This window comes from Mycobacterium dioxanotrophicus (assembly GCF_002157835.1).
Lineage (GTDB): Bacteria > Actinomycetota > Actinomycetes > Mycobacteriales > Mycobacteriaceae > Mycobacterium > Mycobacterium dioxanotrophicus.
In genome coordinates this window covers 21,874-40,836 of sequence record NZ_CP020812.1, presented here as the reverse complement: position 1 = coordinate 40,836, position 18,963 = coordinate 21,874, and the positions used below count along the sequence as shown (strand labels likewise).

The 18,963-nt window shown below is 65.5% G+C and carries 13 protein-coding genes and 4 pseudogenes; 6 read left to right on the top strand and 11 right to left on the bottom strand.

Features of this window, described 5'->3' with window-relative positions; translation table 11 throughout:
- Positions 1 to 11: 11 nt before the first annotated feature.
- From BTO20_RS38325 to BTO20_RS38315, 3 genes are all read right to left on the bottom strand, one after another.
- Complete coding sequence (locus BTO20_RS38325; RefSeq protein ID WP_087083776.1) at positions 12 to 758, bottom strand: SDR family NAD(P)-dependent oxidoreductase; 747 nt, start codon at positions 756 to 758, stop codon at positions 12 to 14.
- Positions 755 to 1,582: an enoyl-CoA hydratase/isomerase family protein gene (locus tag BTO20_RS38320; RefSeq protein ID WP_087083774.1), complete on the bottom strand. Its 828-nt coding sequence runs from the start codon at positions 1,580 to 1,582 to the stop codon at positions 755 to 757. The genes BTO20_RS38325 and BTO20_RS38320 overlap by 4 nt, the downstream gene beginning before the upstream one ends.
- Positions 1,583 to 1,703: 121 nt before the next feature.
- Complete coding sequence (locus BTO20_RS38315) at positions 1,704 to 2,885, bottom strand: acetyl-CoA C-acetyltransferase (RefSeq protein ID WP_087083772.1); 1,182 nt, start codon at positions 2,883 to 2,885, stop codon at positions 1,704 to 1,706.
- 215 nt (positions 2,886 to 3,100) lie between these two features.
- Between BTO20_RS38315 and BTO20_RS40980 the strand changes: the two are divergent.
- Together BTO20_RS40980 and BTO20_RS38305 are read left to right on the top strand one after the other, a co-directional pair.
- Positions 3,101 to 4,486: pseudogene (locus BTO20_RS40980) on the top strand (ISL3 family transposase).
- A gap of 539 nt (positions 4,487 to 5,025) precedes the next feature.
- On the top strand, positions 5,026 to 6,177 hold the full coding sequence (locus tag BTO20_RS38305; RefSeq protein WP_087083770.1) for an acyl-CoA dehydrogenase: 1,152 nt from the start codon (positions 5,026 to 5,028) through the stop codon (positions 6,175 to 6,177).
- 22 nt (positions 6,178 to 6,199) lie between these two features.
- Here the strand turns inward: BTO20_RS38305 and BTO20_RS38300 are convergent, their stop codons facing one another.
- Both BTO20_RS38300 and BTO20_RS38295 read right to left on the bottom strand, forming a co-directional pair.
- On the bottom strand, positions 6,200 to 7,831 hold the full coding sequence (locus BTO20_RS38300; protein ID WP_087083768.1) for an AMP-binding protein: 1,632 nt from the start codon (positions 7,829 to 7,831) through the stop codon (positions 6,200 to 6,202).
- Positions 7,821 to 8,933 (bottom strand): NDMA-dependent alcohol dehydrogenase, encoded by a 1,113-nt coding sequence (locus tag BTO20_RS38295; protein ID WP_087083766.1) that lies wholly within the window; start codon positions 8,931 to 8,933, stop codon positions 7,821 to 7,823. Before BTO20_RS38295 ends, BTO20_RS38300 begins: the two co-directional genes overlap by 11 nt.
- 325 nt (positions 8,934 to 9,258) lie before the next feature.
- Between BTO20_RS38295 and BTO20_RS38290 the strand changes: the two genes are divergently transcribed.
- The 3 genes from BTO20_RS38290 (at position 9,259) to BTO20_RS39785 (ending at position 11,936) form a co-directional block, all read left to right on the top strand.
- Positions 9,259 to 9,621: a group I truncated hemoglobin gene (locus tag BTO20_RS38290; protein ID WP_087083765.1), complete on the top strand. Its 363-nt coding sequence runs from the start codon at positions 9,259 to 9,261 to the stop codon at positions 9,619 to 9,621.
- Positions 9,622 to 9,745: 124 nt separating this feature from the next.
- Positions 9,746 to 11,623, top strand: a complete 1,878-nt coding sequence (locus BTO20_RS38285) for a propionyl-CoA synthetase (RefSeq protein ID WP_087083763.1) — start codon at positions 9,746 to 9,748, stop codon at positions 11,621 to 11,623.
- A 43-nt stretch (positions 11,624 to 11,666) separates the two neighbouring features.
- The gene (locus BTO20_RS39785; protein WP_157680487.1) at positions 11,667 to 11,936 is read left to right on the top strand and encodes a hypothetical protein; all 270 of its coding nucleotides are present in this window, start codon (positions 11,667 to 11,669) and stop codon (positions 11,934 to 11,936) included.
- A gap of 128 nt (positions 11,937 to 12,064) precedes the next feature.
- Here BTO20_RS39785 and BTO20_RS38280 read toward each other — a convergent pair.
- Positions 12,065 to 13,468 (bottom strand): annotated as a pseudogene (locus BTO20_RS38280) (IS1380 family transposase).
- A gap of 161 nt (positions 13,469 to 13,629) precedes the next feature.
- Between BTO20_RS38280 and BTO20_RS38275 the strand changes: the two are divergent.
- A complete protein-coding gene (locus tag BTO20_RS38275; protein WP_087083761.1) occupies positions 13,630 to 13,977 on the top strand; it encodes a nuclear transport factor 2 family protein in 348 nt (115 codons plus the stop codon).
- 197 nt (positions 13,978 to 14,174) lie between these two features.
- Here the strand turns inward: BTO20_RS38275 and BTO20_RS38270 are convergent.
- From BTO20_RS38270 to BTO20_RS38250, 5 genes and pseudogenes are all read right to left on the bottom strand, one after another.
- A pseudogene (locus BTO20_RS38270) lies at positions 14,175 to 14,759 on the bottom strand (IS3 family transposase); the annotation flags it as partial.
- 57 nt (positions 14,760 to 14,816) lie between these two features.
- A pseudogene (locus BTO20_RS38265) lies at positions 14,817 to 15,035 on the bottom strand (transposase); the annotation flags it as partial.
- Between the two features lie 100 nt (positions 15,036 to 15,135).
- Entirely contained in the window at positions 15,136 to 15,561 is a 426-nt protein-coding gene (locus BTO20_RS38260) for a DUF6262 family protein (RefSeq protein ID WP_087083759.1), read from the bottom strand.
- Entirely contained in the window at positions 15,551 to 17,764 is a 2,214-nt protein-coding gene (locus BTO20_RS38255) for a tyrosine-type recombinase/integrase (RefSeq protein WP_408632232.1), read from the bottom strand. Before BTO20_RS38255 ends, BTO20_RS38260 begins: the two co-directional genes overlap by 11 nt.
- Positions 17,761 to 18,864, bottom strand: a complete 1,104-nt coding sequence (locus BTO20_RS38250; RefSeq protein WP_087083757.1) for a site-specific integrase — start codon at positions 18,862 to 18,864, stop codon at positions 17,761 to 17,763. The genes BTO20_RS38255 and BTO20_RS38250 overlap by 4 nt, the downstream gene beginning before the upstream one ends.
- Between the last annotated feature and the right edge of the window lie 99 nt (positions 18,865 to 18,963).

Sequence of the window (18,963 nt, the reverse complement as noted above, 5' to 3'; positions counted from 1 at the left end):
GCCGTCGGCGATCAAACCATCGTCAGGCCGCCGCTCACCGACAACGTCTGGCCAGTGATGTAGGACGCGCCGTCGCCGGCGAAGAAGACAACGGCAGGCGCGATGTCGTCGGGTGTCCCGATGCGCTTCATCGGGATCGCGCGCGCAAGCGCGTCGTACAGCCCTTGGCTGGCGGCCGCGACCTTCTTGAGCAGCGCGGTGTTCGTGGGACCCGGGCAGACGGTGTTGACGGTGACGCCCTTCGTGGCCATCTCGCGGGCCAAACCCTTGCTGAAAGCGATTATGGCTCCCTTGGTGCCCGAGTACACCACCTCGCCTGCGGATCCCACACGCCCAGCGTCGGATCCGATATTGATGATGCGCCCCCGCCTGCGCTCGATCATCGAATCGAGCACTGCACGGCTGACGATGACCGTGCCGAGGTAATTGACCGTTACGAGTGCCCGCCAGGTCTCTTCGGTCGAGTCGACGAACTTCTCGATAGTGTCGATACCGGCGTTGTTGACCAGGATCTCGATCTCGCCGAATTGTCGGCGCACCGCATCGACCGTGCGGGCGACAGCCGAGCTGTCGGTGACGTCGATCGCGAACCCGGCGCTCGTACCCGGCAGCGCAGACGCTGTCTCCTCGGCGCCGACGAGGTCCAGATCGCACACCGCTACTCGGGCGCCGGCCTCGGCGAGGTGCCGGCAGATCGCGGCACCGATCCCACCGGCACCGCCGGTCACCAGCGCGGTGCGCCCGTCCAGGCGGGTCATCGTGGATCGTCCATCGAAGTTTCCACTGGTCGGGTGTCAAATCGAGGCTGACGCTTCTCACGGTGCGCTGCCAGGCCTTCTTTGACGTCGGGGCCGCCAAATCCGAGGAACTCCAGGCCAAGCGAGGCTTCGAAGGCGGGCTCGAACATGCGATACCAATGGTTGAGGCTGCGCTTGGTCCCGCGGATTGCCCCCTGCGCGCCACAGGCCAACTGAGCGGCAATGCGATGAGCCGTCGCCAGAACCTCTTCGTCGTCGACACAGATGGATACCAGACCGATTCGCTCGGCCTCCGCGCCGGACAGGCGATCACAGGTGAGCAGGTAGTACTTTGCTTTGGCCATCCCCACCAGCAGCGGCCAGCAGATGGCGGCGTGATCGCCCGCGGCGACGCCGAGCCGTGTGTGCCCGTCGATGATGTTTGCGGTGCGGCCGGCGACGGAGATGTCGGACAGCACCGCGACTACCAGGCCCGCGCCGACGGCAGGACCGCGAATTGCAGAGACGACCGGCTTGTCGAGGTTGACCATGTTACCGACCAGATCGCGGGCCTCCTGCATGATCCGAATACGGGCTTCGTAGTCATCGACCATTGCTTCGAGCAAGTCGAAGTTTCCCCCGGACGAGAAGGCCGTCCCTTCACCGCGAACCAGGACGACGCGAACGTCGGGATCTCGCTCGATTACGGGCCATATGTGGGCGAGGTCGCGATGCATGCGTGGGCCAACCGAATTCAGGCCGGGCGCGGCGAGCGTGATCTCGAGGATCCCCTCGTCGGGATGGTCGAGTCGCAGGGTGGGGAAATCGGAGTAGTCGATGCGCATTTCAAGCTCCTGCCTGTGTTTGTGAATTGCACTGCCACAACAGCGGATGCGGTGAATCCGGCGGGATCAAAGGGCCCCCGACGCCACCTCGCCGTGAATTCGCCCCATCCCTGTCCGGTGGCTAACTCGCGCGCAAGATGAGCGCATCGCCCTGGCCGCCGGCGCCGCACAGCGCGGCCACGGCGTACCCGGACCCGCGTCGTGCCAGCTCAAGGGCGGCGTGCAGGGTGATCCGCGCACCGGACATGCCGATGGGATGGCCGATCGCGATGGCGCCGCCGTTGACATTGACCTTGCTCGGGTCGACACCGAGTTCCTTCATCGAGGCCAGCGCCACCGCAGAGAACGCTTCATTGATCTCGATCACGTCAAGCTGATCGACGGAGATCCCTACGCGCGCAATGGCTTTCTTGATGGCATTCGCCGGCTGCGACTGCAGCGTCGAGTCCGGGCCCGCGACAACGCCGTGGGCACCGATCTCGGCCAGCCACGTCAGACCCAGATCCTGCGCCTTGGCCTTGTTCATCACTACCACGGCGGCGGCGCCGTCGGAGATCTGCGACGCCGAACCGGCGGTGATCGTGCCGCCCTTGCGGAAGGCGGGCTTGAGGCCGGCCAGCGACTCGGCCGTGGTGTTAGTGCGGATGCCTTCGTCCTCGCTGAACTCCAGGGGGTCCCCCTTGCGCTGCGGAATCGTCACCGGCACCACCTCATCGGCGAAGACGCCGTCTTTCCAAGCCGCAGCGGCCTTTTGGTGCGACCGCGCCGCGAACTCGTCCTGCTCGGCGCGGGTGAACTGATCCACGTCGTTGCGCTGCTCGGTCAGGGCGCCCATCGGCTGATCGGTGAACGCGTCGTGCAGCCCGTCGTAGGCCAAGTGGTCAAGAACGGTGACATCGCCGTACTTGTAGCCCGCGCGGCTGTCCATCAGCAGATGCGGCGCCCTGGTCATCGATTCCTGACCACCGGCGACGACGACATCGAACTCACCGGCCCGAACCAGCTGATCGGCAAGCGCGATCGCGTCGATGCCGGACAGGCACATCTTGTTGATGGTCAACGACGGCACGTCCCAGCCGATCCCGGCGGCCACCGCGGCCTGCCGCGCCGGCATCTGTCCGGCGCCCGCGGTCAGCACCTGGCCCATGATCACATACTCGACGAGCGACGCCGGCACCTTTGCCTTTTCCAGCGCCCCGGAGATCGCGATGCCGCCCAGATCGCTGCCGGAGAAGTCTTTTAGCGAACCCATCAACTTGCCCACCGGAGTACGTGCTCCAGCAACAATCACCGACGTCGTCATCAATCCTCCAAACCGGCGGTGTGAATACGCTCACGACATGTTTGCCTTGCGTCGCCTCGCCCGATTGACTCGGTTAATTGCGACTAACTGCGTAAATGTTAGTCGCGATTAACCGAGATGTCCACTTTGCCGGCGTCGAACGCGCTAGACGGTATGGGGGCTCTTCAATTTTAATGGGGCAGTTGTGATTTCGCTCTCATAGAGCGTGTCGTTGCATGGGGAGGCCCTTGGCCTTCCGAAGTCTGAGAGTTGCGACGCTTTCGGACGGTGGAAGGAAACCAAGGGCCGTGTCTGACGGTACGACATTGTTGTTCGGGCTGCCAGGAGTACGAGTCGAGCGTGTTGAGCGTTCAGCCGACGGTACTCGTGTGGTGCATGTAGTCACCGCTGATGAGACGGCGGCGGTGTGCCCGTCGTGTGGGGTGGTGTCCACGTCGGTGAAGGGCCGGGTGTCCACCTGGCCGCGTGATATTCCCTACGGGCAGGACCGGATCATGGTGCGGTGGACCAAGACTCGGTGGCGTTGCCGAGAAGACTACTGTGAGCGGTCTTCGTTCACCGAGGCTATCGCGCAGGTCCCGTCGCGGACTCGCACCACGACGCGGTTGCGCACCCAGATCGGCGCGGCGATCGGGGATGCGGCCCGCTCGGTGGCCGAGGTCGCCGATGCTCACGGGGTGTCGTGGCCGACCGCGCACCGCGCGTTCGTCGCCCACGCTGAGGTGCTGCTGGCCGAACCCGAGCCGACCCGGGTGCTCGGCATCGATGAGACCCGCCGTGGAAAGCCCCGGTGGGAACGGTGCGTTGCTGGTGGGAGGTGGATACGGGTCGATCCGTGGGACACCGGGTTCGTTGATCTGGCCGGCAACCAGGGTCTGTTGGGGCAACGTGAAGGCCGCACCGGCGCCACGGTGATCGAGTGGCTGCACGAACGCAGCGAGCAGTTTCGCTTAGGCATCCACTACGTGGCGATCGACCCGGCCGCGGTCTACGCCACGGCGGTTCGCACCCCGGGGTTGTTGCCCAACGCGACGCTGGTCGTCGATCACTTCCACCTGGTCCACCTCGCCAACGGCGCACTGACCAAGGTCCGCCGCCGTGTCACCTGGGACCTGCGCGATCGCCGCGGCGGCAAACTTGACCCGGAGTGGGCCAACCGTCGGCGGCTGCTGCGCGCACGAGAGAGACTCTCGGACAAGAGCTTCGCCAAGATGTGGAATGCCATCGTCGCCGAAGACCCCAGTAGCCAGATCCTGTCGGCATAGATCGCCAAGGAGGAACTGCGCACCCTGCTGTCCACCGTGCGCGTCGGCGGCGATCCACACCTGACCCGGCATCGGCTGCACCGGTTCCTAGCGTGGTGCATCGACTCCGGGATCCCTGAGCTACTCACCCTGGCCGGCACCATCGACACCTGGTGGCCCGAAATCAACGCGTTCGTGACCACCGGGATCACCAACGGCCGTACCGAGGGCTACAACCGGCTTGTCAAACAGGTCAAACGAGTCGGATGCGGCTTCCGGAACCGAGAGAACTCAGCCCGGCGGATACGATTCCACTGCACCCGCAAACAGCGGGCCGCAACCCAGACTTCATGCTGATTGCCCGGTCAAAATCGAAGAGCCGGTATGGGGGGCTGGGGCCTCCCATACCGTCTAGGCAGTAGTAGAACCGCTCAGTGCCTTTCATGTGGGCCGTCCTGCGAGGAAGCGCTGAGGCGCTGTGCTGGAGGTGAGCCGGCCTGTGACTGTGCGATTGTTGGACAGTTACGGCCAGCATGATCACGTCAGAATCCGAAGTATGCTGCGACGCTCCCGGGCCGGTTTAAACAGCAAGCAGCTACATCTTTTATCTGATTTACGGGACCGTCGCGCGATGACGCGCCGCTGCCTGCCAGGCCCACCGCGCGGCAGCGGTGGGTTTCATCGTTCCAGATCGCTTGGACGGCCATTACGGGCTAAAGAGGCCACGGGCCGCACGAATCGCGCTGCCGAACTTCGTTTATCAGCAACGTCGGCCGTCGCTGATAAACGAAACAGACAAGGACGCCAATGCCACAACTCCTCACCGACTCCTCACCCGCCAGGTCCGCGACCATGATGGATGGTCAAACGTGACTGGGGCTCAGAGCCCGCTCGGCATGACGCAATTCGGTCCTTTCAAGCTCTCCGATGAACACAACGAGCTGCGTTCCGTCTTGCGTGACCTGTGTGAGAAGCAGATCGCCCCGTATGCGTCCGACGTCGACGAGAAGGCCCGCTACACCGACGAAGCCCTGGCCGCCCTGACGTCTTCGGGCTTCGCAGCGATCCACATCCCCGAAGAGTACGGCGGGCAGGGCGGCGACGCGGTGGCCGCGTGCATCGTCATCGAAGAGGTGGCGCGGGTGTGCGCGTCGTCGTCGCTGATCCCGATCTGCAACAAACTCGGCACCATGGGCCTGCTGCTGCGCGGCTCAGAGGAACTCAAGAAGCAGGTGCTGCCGTCGATTGCCGCCGGTGAGGCTGTCGCGTCGTATGCGCTGTCGGAGCGCGAGGCCGGCAGCGACGCCGCCTCGATGCGCACCAGGGCCCGCGCCGAGGGCGACCAGTGGGTGCTCAACGGCGCCAAGTGCTGGATCTCCAACGGCGGGCACTCGACGTGGTACACGGTGATGGCGGTGACCGACCCGGACAAGGGCGCCAACGGCATCTCGGCTTTCATCGTGCACAAAGACGATCCCGGCTTCTGCGTGGGCGCCAAGGAGAAGAAGATGGGCATCAAGGGTTCTCCGACCACGGAGTTGTACTTCGAGGACTGCCGCATCCCCGGCAACCGGATCATCGGCGAGCCCGGCACCGGCTTCAAGACCGCGCTGGCCACCCTCGACCACACCCGCCCGACGATCGGCGCACAGGCCGTCGGCATCGCCCAGGGCGCCATCGACGCGTCGATCGCCTATGTCAAGGAGCGCAAGCAGTTCGGCAAGCCGATCGCGGATTTCCAGGCCGTGCAGTTCATGCTGGCGGATATGGCGATGAAGGTGGAAGCCGCGCGGTTGATGGTCTACACCGCCGCTGCCCGCGCCGAACGCGGTGAGCCCAACCTGGGCTTCATCTCGTCGGCGTCGAAGTGCTTCGCATCCGATGTCGCGATGGAGGTGACCACAGACGCCGTGCAGCTGTTCGGCGGGTCCGGGTACACCACCGACTTTCCCGTCGAGCGGTTCATGCGCGACGCCAAAATCACCCAGATCTACGAGGGCACCAACCAGATTCAGCGCGTCGTCATGTCGCGGGCCTTGTTGCGCTGACGCGGGGCGCGTTTCGTTGGGTTCAGGGCTGCCGCAAATTGAGCAGTTCGATCGCCTTCTCACGCATCTCGACCTTGCGGATCTTGCCGGTGACGGTCATGGGAAATTCGTCGACGACGTGAACGTAGCGGGGGATCTTGTAGTGTGCCAGCTTGTCGGTGCAAAAATCGCGCAGTGCCTCCGCGGTCAGCGGTTCAGCCCCCTCCCGCATGCGGATCCACGCCATGAGTTCCTCGCCGTACTTGGGATTCGGAACGCCGATCACCTGCGCGTCGAGGATCTGCGGGTGGGTGTAGAGGAACTCCTCTATCTCGCGGGGGTAGATATTCTCTCCGCCGCGGATAACCAGGTCCTTGATCCGGCCAATGATGGAGACATAGCCCTCCTCGTCCATTGTCGCCAGGTCGCCGGTATGCATCCACCGCGCGGCATCGATGGCTTCGCTCGTCCAGTCGGGCCGTTGCCAATACCCGAGCATCACCGAGTATCCGCGGGTACACAGCTCGCCCGCCGTGCCGCGCGGCACCGTCACTCCGGTTTCCGGGTCGACGATCTTGACCTCCAGATGTGGGTGCACCGTTCCGACCGTGGACACCCGGCGCTCGATCGAATCGTCGACTCTGGTCTGCGTCGACACAGGTGAGGTCTCGGTCATGCCGTAGCAGATCGTCACCTCGGGTATGCCCATCCGCTCGATAACCTGCTTCATCACCTCCACCGGGCACGGGGAGCCGGCCATGATGCCCGTCCGCAGGCTGGTCAAGTCGAAATCCGCACATCCCGGCTCGGCCAGTTCGGCGATGAACATTGTCGGCACGCCGTATAGCGACGTGCACCGCTCTGCGTGTACCGCTTGGAGCGTGGCTCTCGCCTCGAAGGCCGGCGCCGGAATCACCATGCATGCGCCATGGCTCGTTGCGGCAAGGTTGCCCAACACCATGCCGAAGCAGTGGTAGAAGGGCACCGGAAGGCAGATCCGGTCGGCTTCCGTGTAGCCACACAGCTCACCAACCAAGAAACCGTTGTTCAAGATGTTGTGGTGGCTCAGGGTGGCACCCTTGGGGAAGCCTGTGGTGCCGGATGTGTATTGGATGTTGATCGGGTCGTCGGCAGTGAGGGTGTGCGCTATCGCCGACAGTCGACCGCGATCGGCTCGCCGCCCAGTCCCGAGCAACGCATTCCAGTCGTCACCCCCCAGCAACACCACCTGTTTGAGCGCCTCGCATCGCGGCCTGACTTTCTCGATAATCGCGGAATAGTCCGACGATTTGAACCTCTCCGCAGCGATCAGCGACATCACGCCGGCCTGATTGAGCACGTACTCCAGCTCGTGTGCTCGATAGGCGGGGTTGATGTTGACCAGGATCGCGCCGATTTTGGCTGTGGCGTACTGGACAAGGGCCCACTCCGCGCAGTTGGGCGCCCAGATGCCCACGCGGTCACCTTTGCCGATGCCCCGCTCTAGCAGGCCCAAGGCCAGGGTATCCACATCGGAGACAAATTCCCGGTATGTCCAGCGCCGACCCGTCCAACACTCTACGAGTGCGTCGCGCTCGGCGAACAATCGCGCCGCGCGGTCTAGATTGGCACCGATCGTGTCGCCGAGGAGAGGTACGTCGCTGGTGGCCGAGGCGTAACTGAGTTCACTGGGCATGGGTGATGACGCCTCGGATGTTCTTGCCGTCCCGCAGGTCCTGGTAGCCCTCGTTCACCTGCTCGAGCGTGTACCTCTTGGTGACCAGTTCATCCAGTTTCAGTTGGCCGGCGTCGTAGAGCCGCAGCAGCTTGACGATGTCGTACTGCGGATTGGCCGAACCGAACAGGGTGCCCTTGATCGTCTTCTCGAACAGCGTCATCACCCCGCCGGAGACATGGACCGTCAGTTTCTCCGGGTTGGCCAAGCCGGTGATCACCACCGTGCCGCCCCGCCCGATGGTGTTGAACGCGTCGGTGACCACCTGTTCGTCGACGGTGCCGACGGTGATGATGGCCTGGTCGGCCATCAGCCCCCAGGTCAGTTCGGTAACCTTCTCGGCGGCCTCGTCGGCCGTGGCGAAAACATGCGTCGCGCCGAACTTCGCCGCGGTCTCGCGTTTGAACGCCACCGGATCCACCGCGATCACGTATTTCGCGCCCGCCTGCTTGGCGCCCTGCACGGCGTTGATGCCGATCCCGCCGATGCCGTACACCACCGTGGTATCGCCGGCGCGCACCGCGCCCGCATAGTTGGCGCTGCCCCACCCGGTCGGCACACCACAACCGACCAGCACCGCGGTCTCCAACGGCAGCCAATCATCGACCTTGACCACCGAATGTTCGGAGATGGTCGCCCGCTCAGCGAATGTGCCCAGCATGCACATCGCGCCGAAATCGGTATCGCCCATACGGAACCGGAACGACCCGTCGGGCATATGGCCATCCAGGATCGTCGCACCCATATCACACAGGTTGGAACGCCCCGTCGCGCAGTAGCGACAGCGCCCACAATTGGGGATGAAGCTACACACCACGTGATCACCCGGTTTAACCTTGGTGACACCGGCGCCGACCTCCTCGATAATGCCTGCCCCCTCATGACCACCCACGATCGGGAACCGAGGCACCAGATCCCCGTCGGTCAGGTGCAGATCGGAATGGCACAATCCGGCGGCCACATACCTGATCAGCACCTCACCGTCGCGAGGGCCCTCGAGATCCAAATCGACGATCTCAAAGGGCTTGCCACCCTCGAACAGGACTGCCGCTCTTGTTTTCATCTTTATCTCCCTATGTGCCCAGCGCCTTCGCTGTGTTCGCCGATTAACCGTTGTAGCGCTCTTCCTGGAAATTGTCCGCATCAAAAGGAGGGGCTATGTGTCCGAAAACTGCACACTGGTGCCCGGCGAATCGGCAGTGCGGCTACGCAGACATGTGCAGACAGATGTGTCAGTGTCAGACGCTCGTCGCCCACTGCACTCGCGCGGCATTGGCGGGCATCAGGCGGCAGAGTTCGGAACACGCCGCCGATGGTCCAACCTTGCGCCAACCGCCACTGCGTAGCGTCGAGCGGCATCTGACGCACGCGGCGAAGGGATCGGCAGCATGGCAAGCATCTATGAGCACATCGGCGGTGCGGAGGCGCTCGAAGACGTCGTCGAGGACTTCTACGGACGAGTGCTGGCCGACCAGGAATTGGCGCCATTCTTCAGCGGCACAAGGATTGAGCGGCTGAAGGGCAAACAGGTCGAATTCTTTGCCGCGGCTCTCGGCGGGCCCGAGCCGTACGTCGGTCCCTCGATGCGCCAGGTCCACCAGGGGCGCGGGATCACCCGCCGCCACTTCGACCTCGTCGGCGCGCATTTGAGAAAAAGCCTCTCGGCTGCAGAAGTGCCCGAACACACCGCCGAACTGATCATGACCGCGGTCGAATCGCTCGCCGACGATGTCGTCTCAGCAACCGCTTGACCGACGATGCTCTGCGATTCAGGCGTGCTGCGGTGGTCTGCGCGACGCGGCCGGTGCCGCACGGCTTCGAGCCTCATTTGGACGTGGAGATGATCCGTTGATGGCTGAGGAGACAATCACAATCATGAGCGATATCGGGTACCGAGAACTGTTCAACTCGAGTATCGAAAATCCGACGGGCTTCTGGAGCGACGCCGCGCGGGCGGTGACCTGGACCCGCGAGCCGCAGCGCGTTCTGGACGACACAAATCCACCATTTTACCGCTGGTTCCCGGACGGGCAGCTGAACACCTGCGTCAACGCGCTGGATCGCCACGTCGCAGGCGGCCGCGCCGACCAGCCTGCGCTGATCTACGACTCCCCCGTCACTAGCACCAAACGCACCTACACCTTCCACGAGCTGCTCGACGAGACCGCGCGGTTCGCCGGGGTGCTGCGCGCGCTCGGGGTGGGCAAGGGTGACCGGGTGGTGATCTACCTGCCGATGGTGCCCGAGGCGGTGATCGCGATGCTGGCCTGCGCCCGGCTGGGCGCGGTACATTCGGTGGTGTTCGGCGGGTTCGCCCCGCATGAACTGGCCACCCGCATCGACGACGCCCGCCCGACGGTCGTCGTCTCCGCCTCCTGCGGCATCGAGCCGAGCCGCATCGTGGAGTACAAGCCCATGCTCGACGCCGCGCTCGACATGGCCCAGCACAAGCCGGCCGCCTGCGTGATCGTGCAGCGCGACCGTCACCGCTGCGAACTAGTCCCCGGCCGCGACCTGGATTGGCACGAGCTGATCGGCAATTCCGAGCCCGTCGAAGCGGTACCGGTCGCGGCCACCGATCCGCTGTACATCCTCTACACCTCCGGCACCACCGGAAAACCCAAAGGCATCGTCCGTGACAACGGCGGGCACGCCGTCGCCTTGCTGTGGAGCATGCGCCACATCTACGACGTAGCACCGGGCGAGGTGTTTTGGGCGGCCTCCGATGTCGGCTGGGTGGTCGGGCACTCCTACATCGTGTACGGCCCGCTGTTGCTGGGTGCGACGACGGTGCTCTACGAGGGCAAGCCCGTCGGCACCCCGGATCCCGGCGCGTTCTGGCGCGTCGTCTCGGAACACGGTGTGAAGGCGCTGTTTTCGGCGCCGACCGCGCTGCGGGCGATCCGCAAGGAGGATCCCGAGGGCACTCACATTCACCGCTATGACCTGACCGGCCTGCGCTGTTTGTTCCAGGCCGGCGAGCGTCTCGACCCGGATACCTATGCTTGGGCGGCCGAGAAGCTGGGCGTCCCGGTCGTCGACCACTGGTGGCAGACCGAGACCGGCTGGGCGGTCGCTGCCAACCCGATGGGGGTGGAGGCGCTGCCGATCAAACCGGGATCGCCCACGGTGCCGATGCCCGGCTATGACGTGCACGTGCTGCGCATCGACGGCTCGGAGTGCCAACCGGGCGAGGACGGCGCGATCTGCATCGCGTTGCCGTTGCCGCCGGGCACGTTGCCGACGCTATGGGGTGACGACGCTCGCTACGAGGCGGCCTATCTGTGCGAGCATCCCGGCTACTACCTCACCGGCGACGGCGGCTACATTGACGAGGACGGCTACCTGTTCGTGATGGGCCGCATCGACGACGTCATCAATGTCGCGGGACACCGGCTCTCGACCGGCGCGATCGAAGAGGTGCTGGCCACCCACCCGGCGGTGGCCGAATGCGCCGTCATCGGGGTTGCCGACGAGATCAAAGGTCAGGTGCCGCGTGGGCTGGTCGTGCTGAAGGCCCGCGCGTCCGCCGAGGGACTGGCCGACGAGCTCGTCAAGTTGGTGCGCGACGAGATCGGGGCGGTGGCCTGCTTAAAGCAGGTCGACGTCGTGGCCGCGCTACCTAAGACCCGCTCCGGCAAGATCCTGCGGAAAACCATGCGCGGCATCGCCCACGGCAAGGACGAGCCGACCCCGTCCACCATCGAAGACGCCACCGTGTTGCACGCGATCGAGCCGATTTTGCGGCCGTAACCGAAGTGCGACCGAAGCAGTAGATACCGATCGAGGACTCGGGATGGTCGAGCCAGCAGAAGAGGACGCAATGAAGGCGCTCGTCGATACGTACGCCACGCGGAGCTTGATCGAACTCGTCGCCAACGGCCGACCCAACACCGCGCCCATGATCACCCACCGGTTGGCCCTCGACGAGTTCGAGACCGCGTATGGCCTGTTCACCCGCCCGGCTGAGACCGCTACTCTCAAGCGCTGCTCACAGCATCTGGCTTACAACACGACTCCAATTAGCCCGGATTTTTCGTCGATGGTGATGGCGGTGGATCTGTAGGGCGTGATGGTTGGTCGGGTGACGTCTGCGGTCACAGGGCATGGTGGGTTGGTCCCGTGTCGCCGGGTGGGGCGGGCTTTCCTAGGGCCGGTATGTCTTTCGTGATCGATCGGTCAGGAGGCCGGCTGTTATCCGAAGGCGGTGCGGATCGTCTGCCAGGCGGTCGCGATCGAGGTGGCCCAGCGCCAGGTGGCGTCGATGCGCAGCCGGAGTTGGCGGGCGCCGCGGGTGATGCGGGCCGCGACGTGCAGCACGCGGTAGCGGAACGTGGCGATCTCGGCGCGGGCCAGCGTCGGATCACTGGTGAATCCGATGAGCCGTGCCCAGATGACCAGGTCGGCGGCGGCCAGGACGATCTCGAGCCAGGCGGCGTTGGCCCAGAAGCCGTGACACGGCAGGTTGCGCAGGCCGGCGTTCTTGAGTTCGCGGATGCGGTCCTCGACGCGGGCGTGCTGGCGGTGCCGCAACTCCAGGCCGGCGACTTGGCCGGCCACGACACCGGGCGGTGTGTCGGTGATGAACGCGGTGACGCGCATCCCGTCGGTGTCGGTGAACCGCAGCTGGGCGCCGGGATGCGGTCTCTCTTTGCGCAGGATCAGCCGGGTGCCCGGCGGCCAGCTGTTGAGGTTGACCAAGGTGGTGGCCTCGGCGACCCAGGCGCCGTCGCGCAGCCCACCGTCGGTGTCGATGGCCGGGTACCAGCCCTCGGCAAGGTTGAGTGTGTCCACGGCGTCCTGGACGCGGGCGTCGACGGGGTAGCCGAAGGAGAATCCGACCCCTGCTCACGGCAGGCGTCGGCGAATCGGTGGGTGGCTCCGGCGGTGTCGCAACGCACCAGCACCTGGGGCCGGTCGGGATCACCGCCACGACTCGAGTCGGGCCGCCACGGCGCGGGCAGCGCTGCCAGCGCCTGGGCCAGGACGATGACGTGGTCGCTGGCGGTGTTGGAGCCCGCGTTGCCGCTGCGCAGCAGCCCGGCCAGGGCTTCCCCGCCGGCGATCTCGGGCGGTCCAGGAACGCCAGCAGCGGATGGTGCCCGAACGACTTCTTCCAGGTCGGCGTCGCGCCGTGTTTGTTGTCGGAGTGATCGATCACCAGGGTGGCGTCGATGTCGATGTGCAGCCAGCCACCCGGTTCGGGGCCGCACCGGCGGCCCAGGCCGCCGCCCGCGCGCTGGCGCGGGCCGCGCGCACCGCAGGCAGGTGTGCAGCGTCGATGCGCTCATTGACCAGCCGCCACATCGTGGTCGTGGAGGCTTTCGCGCCGAACGCGTGCTCACGGTCGCCGCACAGTTGGCCGACCCCGTCAATGCAGTCCGCGCCGTCGGCGACCGCCGCGGCCAGATCAGCGAACACCTCGCCGGGTGCGTAGCTCCACGGCCCGCGGTAGGTGTCGGCCAAAGCCCCGGTGACCTGCGCTGATAACCCGGTCCGGTCGGCCAGTTCCCGCAGTAGGCCCATCCCGGCGTGCGACACGACCCCGTGGCCGTCGGCTGACACTTTCACCCGCGATGCGGCCGCGATACTCTTCACCTGCGAAGTGCCTTCCCGTCAGGATGGTTGAACCCTAGAGAAGTCCAATTATCCCTTGCAGGACAGGCACTTTCGCTTATCTACACGCCGTCACCAGCGATAATCCCCGAAAAATCTGGGTTAGGGTCTAGCTCAGGACACGACGAGATGAAGGAACCACGATGACCCGCACGCCGCAGGAAGTATTCGCCCACCACGCCCAGGCGCTCGGCGCAGGCGACCTCGATGAGATCGTCGCCGATTATGCCGATGACGCCGTCTTCATGTCGCCCAGCGGCGTCCTTCGCGGCAAGGATGGCATTCGTGCGGCGTTCACCCAGCTGCTGGATGATGTTCCGAAAGCGGATTGGCAGTTGAAGACCCAGTTCTTCGAGGGTGACGTGCTCTTGCTCGAGTGGGCCGCCGAATCCGCGACCACACGCGTGGACGACGGCATCGACACCTTTGTGTTCGGCGACGGACTGATCCAGGTCCAAACCGTCCGATATACCGTCCAGGCCAAGGATTAACGCTGCATATAGGGCCCCACCCGATTGGCCATCGTCCAGCACGACCAATGTGTGGCACCCGGCGGGTTCGTCGTGGTCGTCAGCCTGACGATCTCGGCGACGGTCTCCTCGCTGTTCGAGGGTTTGCGGCCGCGACACTCACGGATCTTGCCCAGTTCTACCAGCCTGAGACGCTCTGGTTCCGGTGGAGGCTCGGGCTATTGGATTTCGACCAGGGGTTGGTCGGTCCGTTTCGGAGCGTAGAAGATGGCTTCGAACTCTGTGGGCGGTAGGTCGTTGAGGTAGCCGTGCAGACGCGCTGTGTTGTGCCAGTGCACCCAGCTCAGGGTGGCCAGTTCGACATCCTCGGCGGTCTTCCAGGGGGCGGTGCGGGCCGGCCCGTAGATCAGCTCGGACTTGTAGTATCCGTTCACCGTCTCCGCGAGGGCGTTATCGAAGCTGTCCCCGACGGATCCGATGGAGGGCACCGCACCGATCTCGGCGAGGCGTTCACCGTAGCGAACGGACGTGAATTGCGATCCGGCGTCGGAGTGACATGTCAAACCCGGCAACGTATTTCCGCGTGACCAGCGGGCCATCTCAATCGCATCGAGCACCATCGTGGTCCGCATGTTCGACGCGACCCGCCAGCCGACGATCATCCGACTGAACGCATCGGTGATGAAGCAGACGTACGCCACGCCGGCCCAGGTCGGAACGTAGGTCAGGTCGGTGACCCACAACTGGTTGGGGGCAGTCGCGGTGAAGTTGCGCTTGACCAGATCGGGATGCCGCCCAGCGCCGGTCAAGTCCAGGGACGTGGTGTACGACGTCGTCGTGTGATTCTTCGTCGTGATGGGTCAGGCGGTTAGCGCCGCTGGGGCGTTCTCCTGTTCTGTCGGGGTTTCGTTGACGGTGCGTGATTTACTCAGGACGTCGAGGCCGAGGTAGCGCCGGGACTCGGCCCATTCGTCGTGTTGCTCGGCCAGCACGGCGCCGACGAGGCGGATCAGAGCGTTGCGGTCGGGGAAGATGCCCACGACGTCGGTGCGCCGGCGGATCTCCTTGTTGAGCCGCTCCACCGTTATCTGGAGTCCGGTGCAGGTGCGGTCGTCTGAGCTGGTGTTTCGTGTTGTGGACGGTGTCGATGACGGTCGTGCGGGTGGGTGCGCTGGCGGTTCAGCATGGGCCGATCGTTATCCGATTGCGATGTGGTGGGGGGTGGGGTGTCGCGGTTCGGTTCTGGCCGAGAACGACAGCGAGTTGGCGGCGTAGCCGCTGGTTTTCGTCGGTGAGTTCGCGGTTGCGGCGTAGCGCGATGTCGAGGCGCTGGCGCAGGGATTGGTCGCTGGACTGTTGCCGGGACGGAATCGTTGGGGTCGGCCGGGGCTGGTTGCGGGCGCGCAGGCGCCGGATCTCGTCTTTGACGTCGGTCTGAGCGTAGAGCCAGGAACGGGAGACGCCTGCGGCGTCGGCGACGGTGCTGAAAGTGATGGGCTGGCCGGTGCGGTCGAGCTCGTGCAGGGCGGCCAGGGCTTTTGCGCGGGTGAGTTCGTGGCGTTGGCGGGCGGCGGTGACGAGGTGAATGCTGTTGTCAGAGCGCATGTTCGGTGTCCTGCGAGGTGTCGAGGCTGTCGATGATGGTGTCGAGGTTGGTCAGGACGGTGCGGTTCATCTCGGCCAGCCGTTTCTGGCCGCGGGCCTCGGCGGCGGTGATCAGTTCCAGGGTCTGCTGCCGTTGCGTGCGGTGCTGGGGCAGGAACTCGGCGGTGGTGAGGAACATGGAGCAGGTCAGGCAGGCGTTGGCGTGCGGGCAGGACTGCTGCAGCGGCAGCCCGCAGTAGCCGTTGGGCAGGGCCTGGGTTGCTTGTGCCAGGCGTTGTTTGGCCCAGGCGGCGTCGGCGAGTGGCCCGTCTGGGTCGAAAACTACTGTGCGGCCGGTGATATCGACCTTGCGGGCGGCTTCCCAAGCCCGTCTAACGGTGGTGTCGTGCATTCGGGCGTAGTGGGCGGTCATCTGCGGTGAGTCGTGGTCGAGGATGCGGCGCACGACCTCCTGCGGAACATCCCGGTTGATCAGCCGGGTGCCGAGAGTGTGACGCCAGCGGTGAGGCGTCAGGTGGACCGGCTGGCCGGTGTCGTCGCGGATGTCGCAGGCGGCTAGCCCGCGCAGCAGCGCGGCCCGGTATGTGGGTGTTCCCAACGGCTGTGTGCCGTCGACGTTTTTAGTAGGGCGCGGGAACAGGATCGGTGTCCCGCCCGGCCAGCGGTCGAGGGTGCGGCGGCGGTGTTCGTTGATCTGGTCGACCAGCTCGGCGTCGATGGGGACCAGGGCGTCGCGGCGCATCTTGTGATTGAAGTAGCGCAGGTAGGGGGCGCCTTCGGCGTCGGTGGTGATGCAGTCGGCGCGCAGCCGCAGCGCGTCGGTGACCCGCAATCCGCTGCGCATGAGCACGATGGTGATCAGCCGGTAGGTGCGGTTGTCGAACCGGTCGAGGTTGGCCGGGTGTTCGAGCTGGGTCATGACCTGCTCGGCCAGTGCCCGGGGCAGCAACTCGGCGCGGTGCGGGTAGTCCTCGTTGTAGAAGGTGACCGTGGCGGCCAGGCCCGAGTGCCAGTGGTGCTGGCGGATCGCGGTGAACAGCCCGTTGAGCGTGCCGATGTGGCTGCGGCGGCGTTCGATGCTCAACTCGCTCAGGTCGGCGAGGTAGTGCTCGAGCAGCGGCCGGTCGAGCTGATCGATGCGTTCGACACCGGTGCGGGACAGGAACGCCGAGAACCGGGTGATCGCCAAGACCGGGCGCCCGCCGCCGGCTTCCAGGCCAAGTCCGCGGGAAAGACGCAGCCGGACAAAGCGTTTGGCCAACTCCTGCAGCCAGGGCTGGGTGATGCTGGTGAACCGCAGACTCCGGTGTCCGTCGAAGCCGAGCCGGTGCATGCGCCAGACGTCACGATCGTATTCGCCGTCCCAGCCGTCATCCTCGGCGAGGTCGGCGACGACGCGGTGAGCGAACATCAGCAGTCCGCGGGCGTTGGAGTCCAACTGGCCCGACAGCTGCCGCCAGCCGGCTTCGTCGTGGTCGAGCAGCGAGCTGACCTCGGCGGCGACCAGCAGCCGCACCACCCTGCCGACGATGGTCGGGGTGACCTTGCCGCGGCGCTGGTCGTGGCGGCACTGCAGCGCGTACTGCATCTCCAGCCGCAGCGCCGGCGCCAGCGTCCCCAAACGGATGGTCTCGTTGGCGGGCAGGCCGGTCGGGACGAACCCGTCGGCGAACTCGCCAGGGTCCGGGCGGCCGTGGCAGCGCCAGGCGTTGGTGTGAGCATGGCAGAACGGTGAGCTGGCCTGCGGCCAGAGCAGGCAGTGCTCTATACGGCAAACCGCCCCTGCCGCAGGCTGTTTGACCGCCGGAACCGCAGCCAGCCACCGGTCACGATCCGGCCTGCCCGCATGCTCCCAGCGCCGGGCGTGCATGGAACACAACCCGCCGCGGGCGGTGCCGTAACCACAGCCATCGACCGCGCACCGCTGGTTCGGCTGCTGACGCCGCCACCGCGGATCGGTCGTCGCCGCGAACACCTCCGGGTCCGGTCGACCGGCATCGACCCACCGCTGGCCATGGCCCTGGCAGAACCCGTGACCTCGTGCGCTGCGCTGGCAGCCGGGAACCCGGCAGGCGCCCCCGCCGAACACCAGGTCGTCGGCGGGGAATTCCAGGACATCACTGCGGAATTCGGGACGGACAACCGCCATCAACCGGCCCAGCAGGCCCCGCAGACCCGGGCCGTTGATCTCCGGGGCGGTCACCAGCTGACCCGCCCGTCGAACCAGCCCGCCTCGTCGAGCACCGCTCGGGCGTCTTCGACGGTGAGGTGCCCGTAGGTTGTGGCGGTGACCGTGACGTTCGAGTGGCCGAGCAGCTGGGCCACGACCTCGAGGCCGACACCGTCGCGCAGCAGCCTGGTTGCTGCCGAGTGCCGCAGCCAGTGCGGATCGAAGTCGATGCCGGTGCGCTGGCGCAGGCGGCGGATGAGGTCGTAGACCGCGGCGTAGGTCCACGGCTGCCCGAACGGGCGGCCCCACAGATTGACGAACACGTAGTCGCTGTCCAGGTCACCGTATTCGCGATGCAGGTAATCGCCGTAGAGCCGGATCAGCTCCGCGCTGACCGGAACCGTGCGCGTGGTGGGCGACTTGGCGCGGGCCCCGTTGTCATTGTCGCGGCGCGTCACCGTGATCTGGCGTTCGGCAGCGGCAATATCGTTGTGCCGCAACCCCAATGCTTCACCAATCCGCATTCCGGTGTCGTAGAGAATTACCAGCAACAGCCGGTCGCGCAGATGCTCGCACCCGTCCAGCAGGGCCTGCACCTGCTCCGGTGTCAGCACCCGCGGCAGCTTCTTCGGCGCCTTCAACGCCACCGTCCGCCGCCGCTGCGGCATCGACTTGCTGATGTGATGCAGGAACGGTTTCCACCCGCCCCGCGCCCCTCCGACCTGCCACGACGACAACAACATGGCAACATCGACGCCGTCACGAGCGGTATGGGTATAGAACGAACCCAGCGCCGACAACTTCCGGTTCACCGTCGACTCGCTGCATACCGGCGCCACCGACGGCAGCACCGCCACCCGCCCGTCACGCGCCTCAGCCGGGGCGCGCAGCCAGGCCACGAACCCGTCGACATCTTCCAAAGTCACTGACCGCCAATCCAACCCGCGGTCGCCGAGGAATTCGAACCAGTCCTTCAGATCGTGGGCATACGCCTTGACCGTGTTCGGGGACCGTTCGATCCCGGTCAAATAGGCCAGATACCGCTCAACCGGCTCCACCGGCCGATCGTCATCACCGAGAACGGTCCACGACTCACGCGACGAGACCGGCGAAACCACCCGCGTAACAAACACTCCGCCTCCCTGGAATCTGCCTCCTGGACGACTGCAGATAACCACGTCCACCAGGCAGAAACCGGACCCTCAACCCCTCGTGTCGGACATCGAGGACAC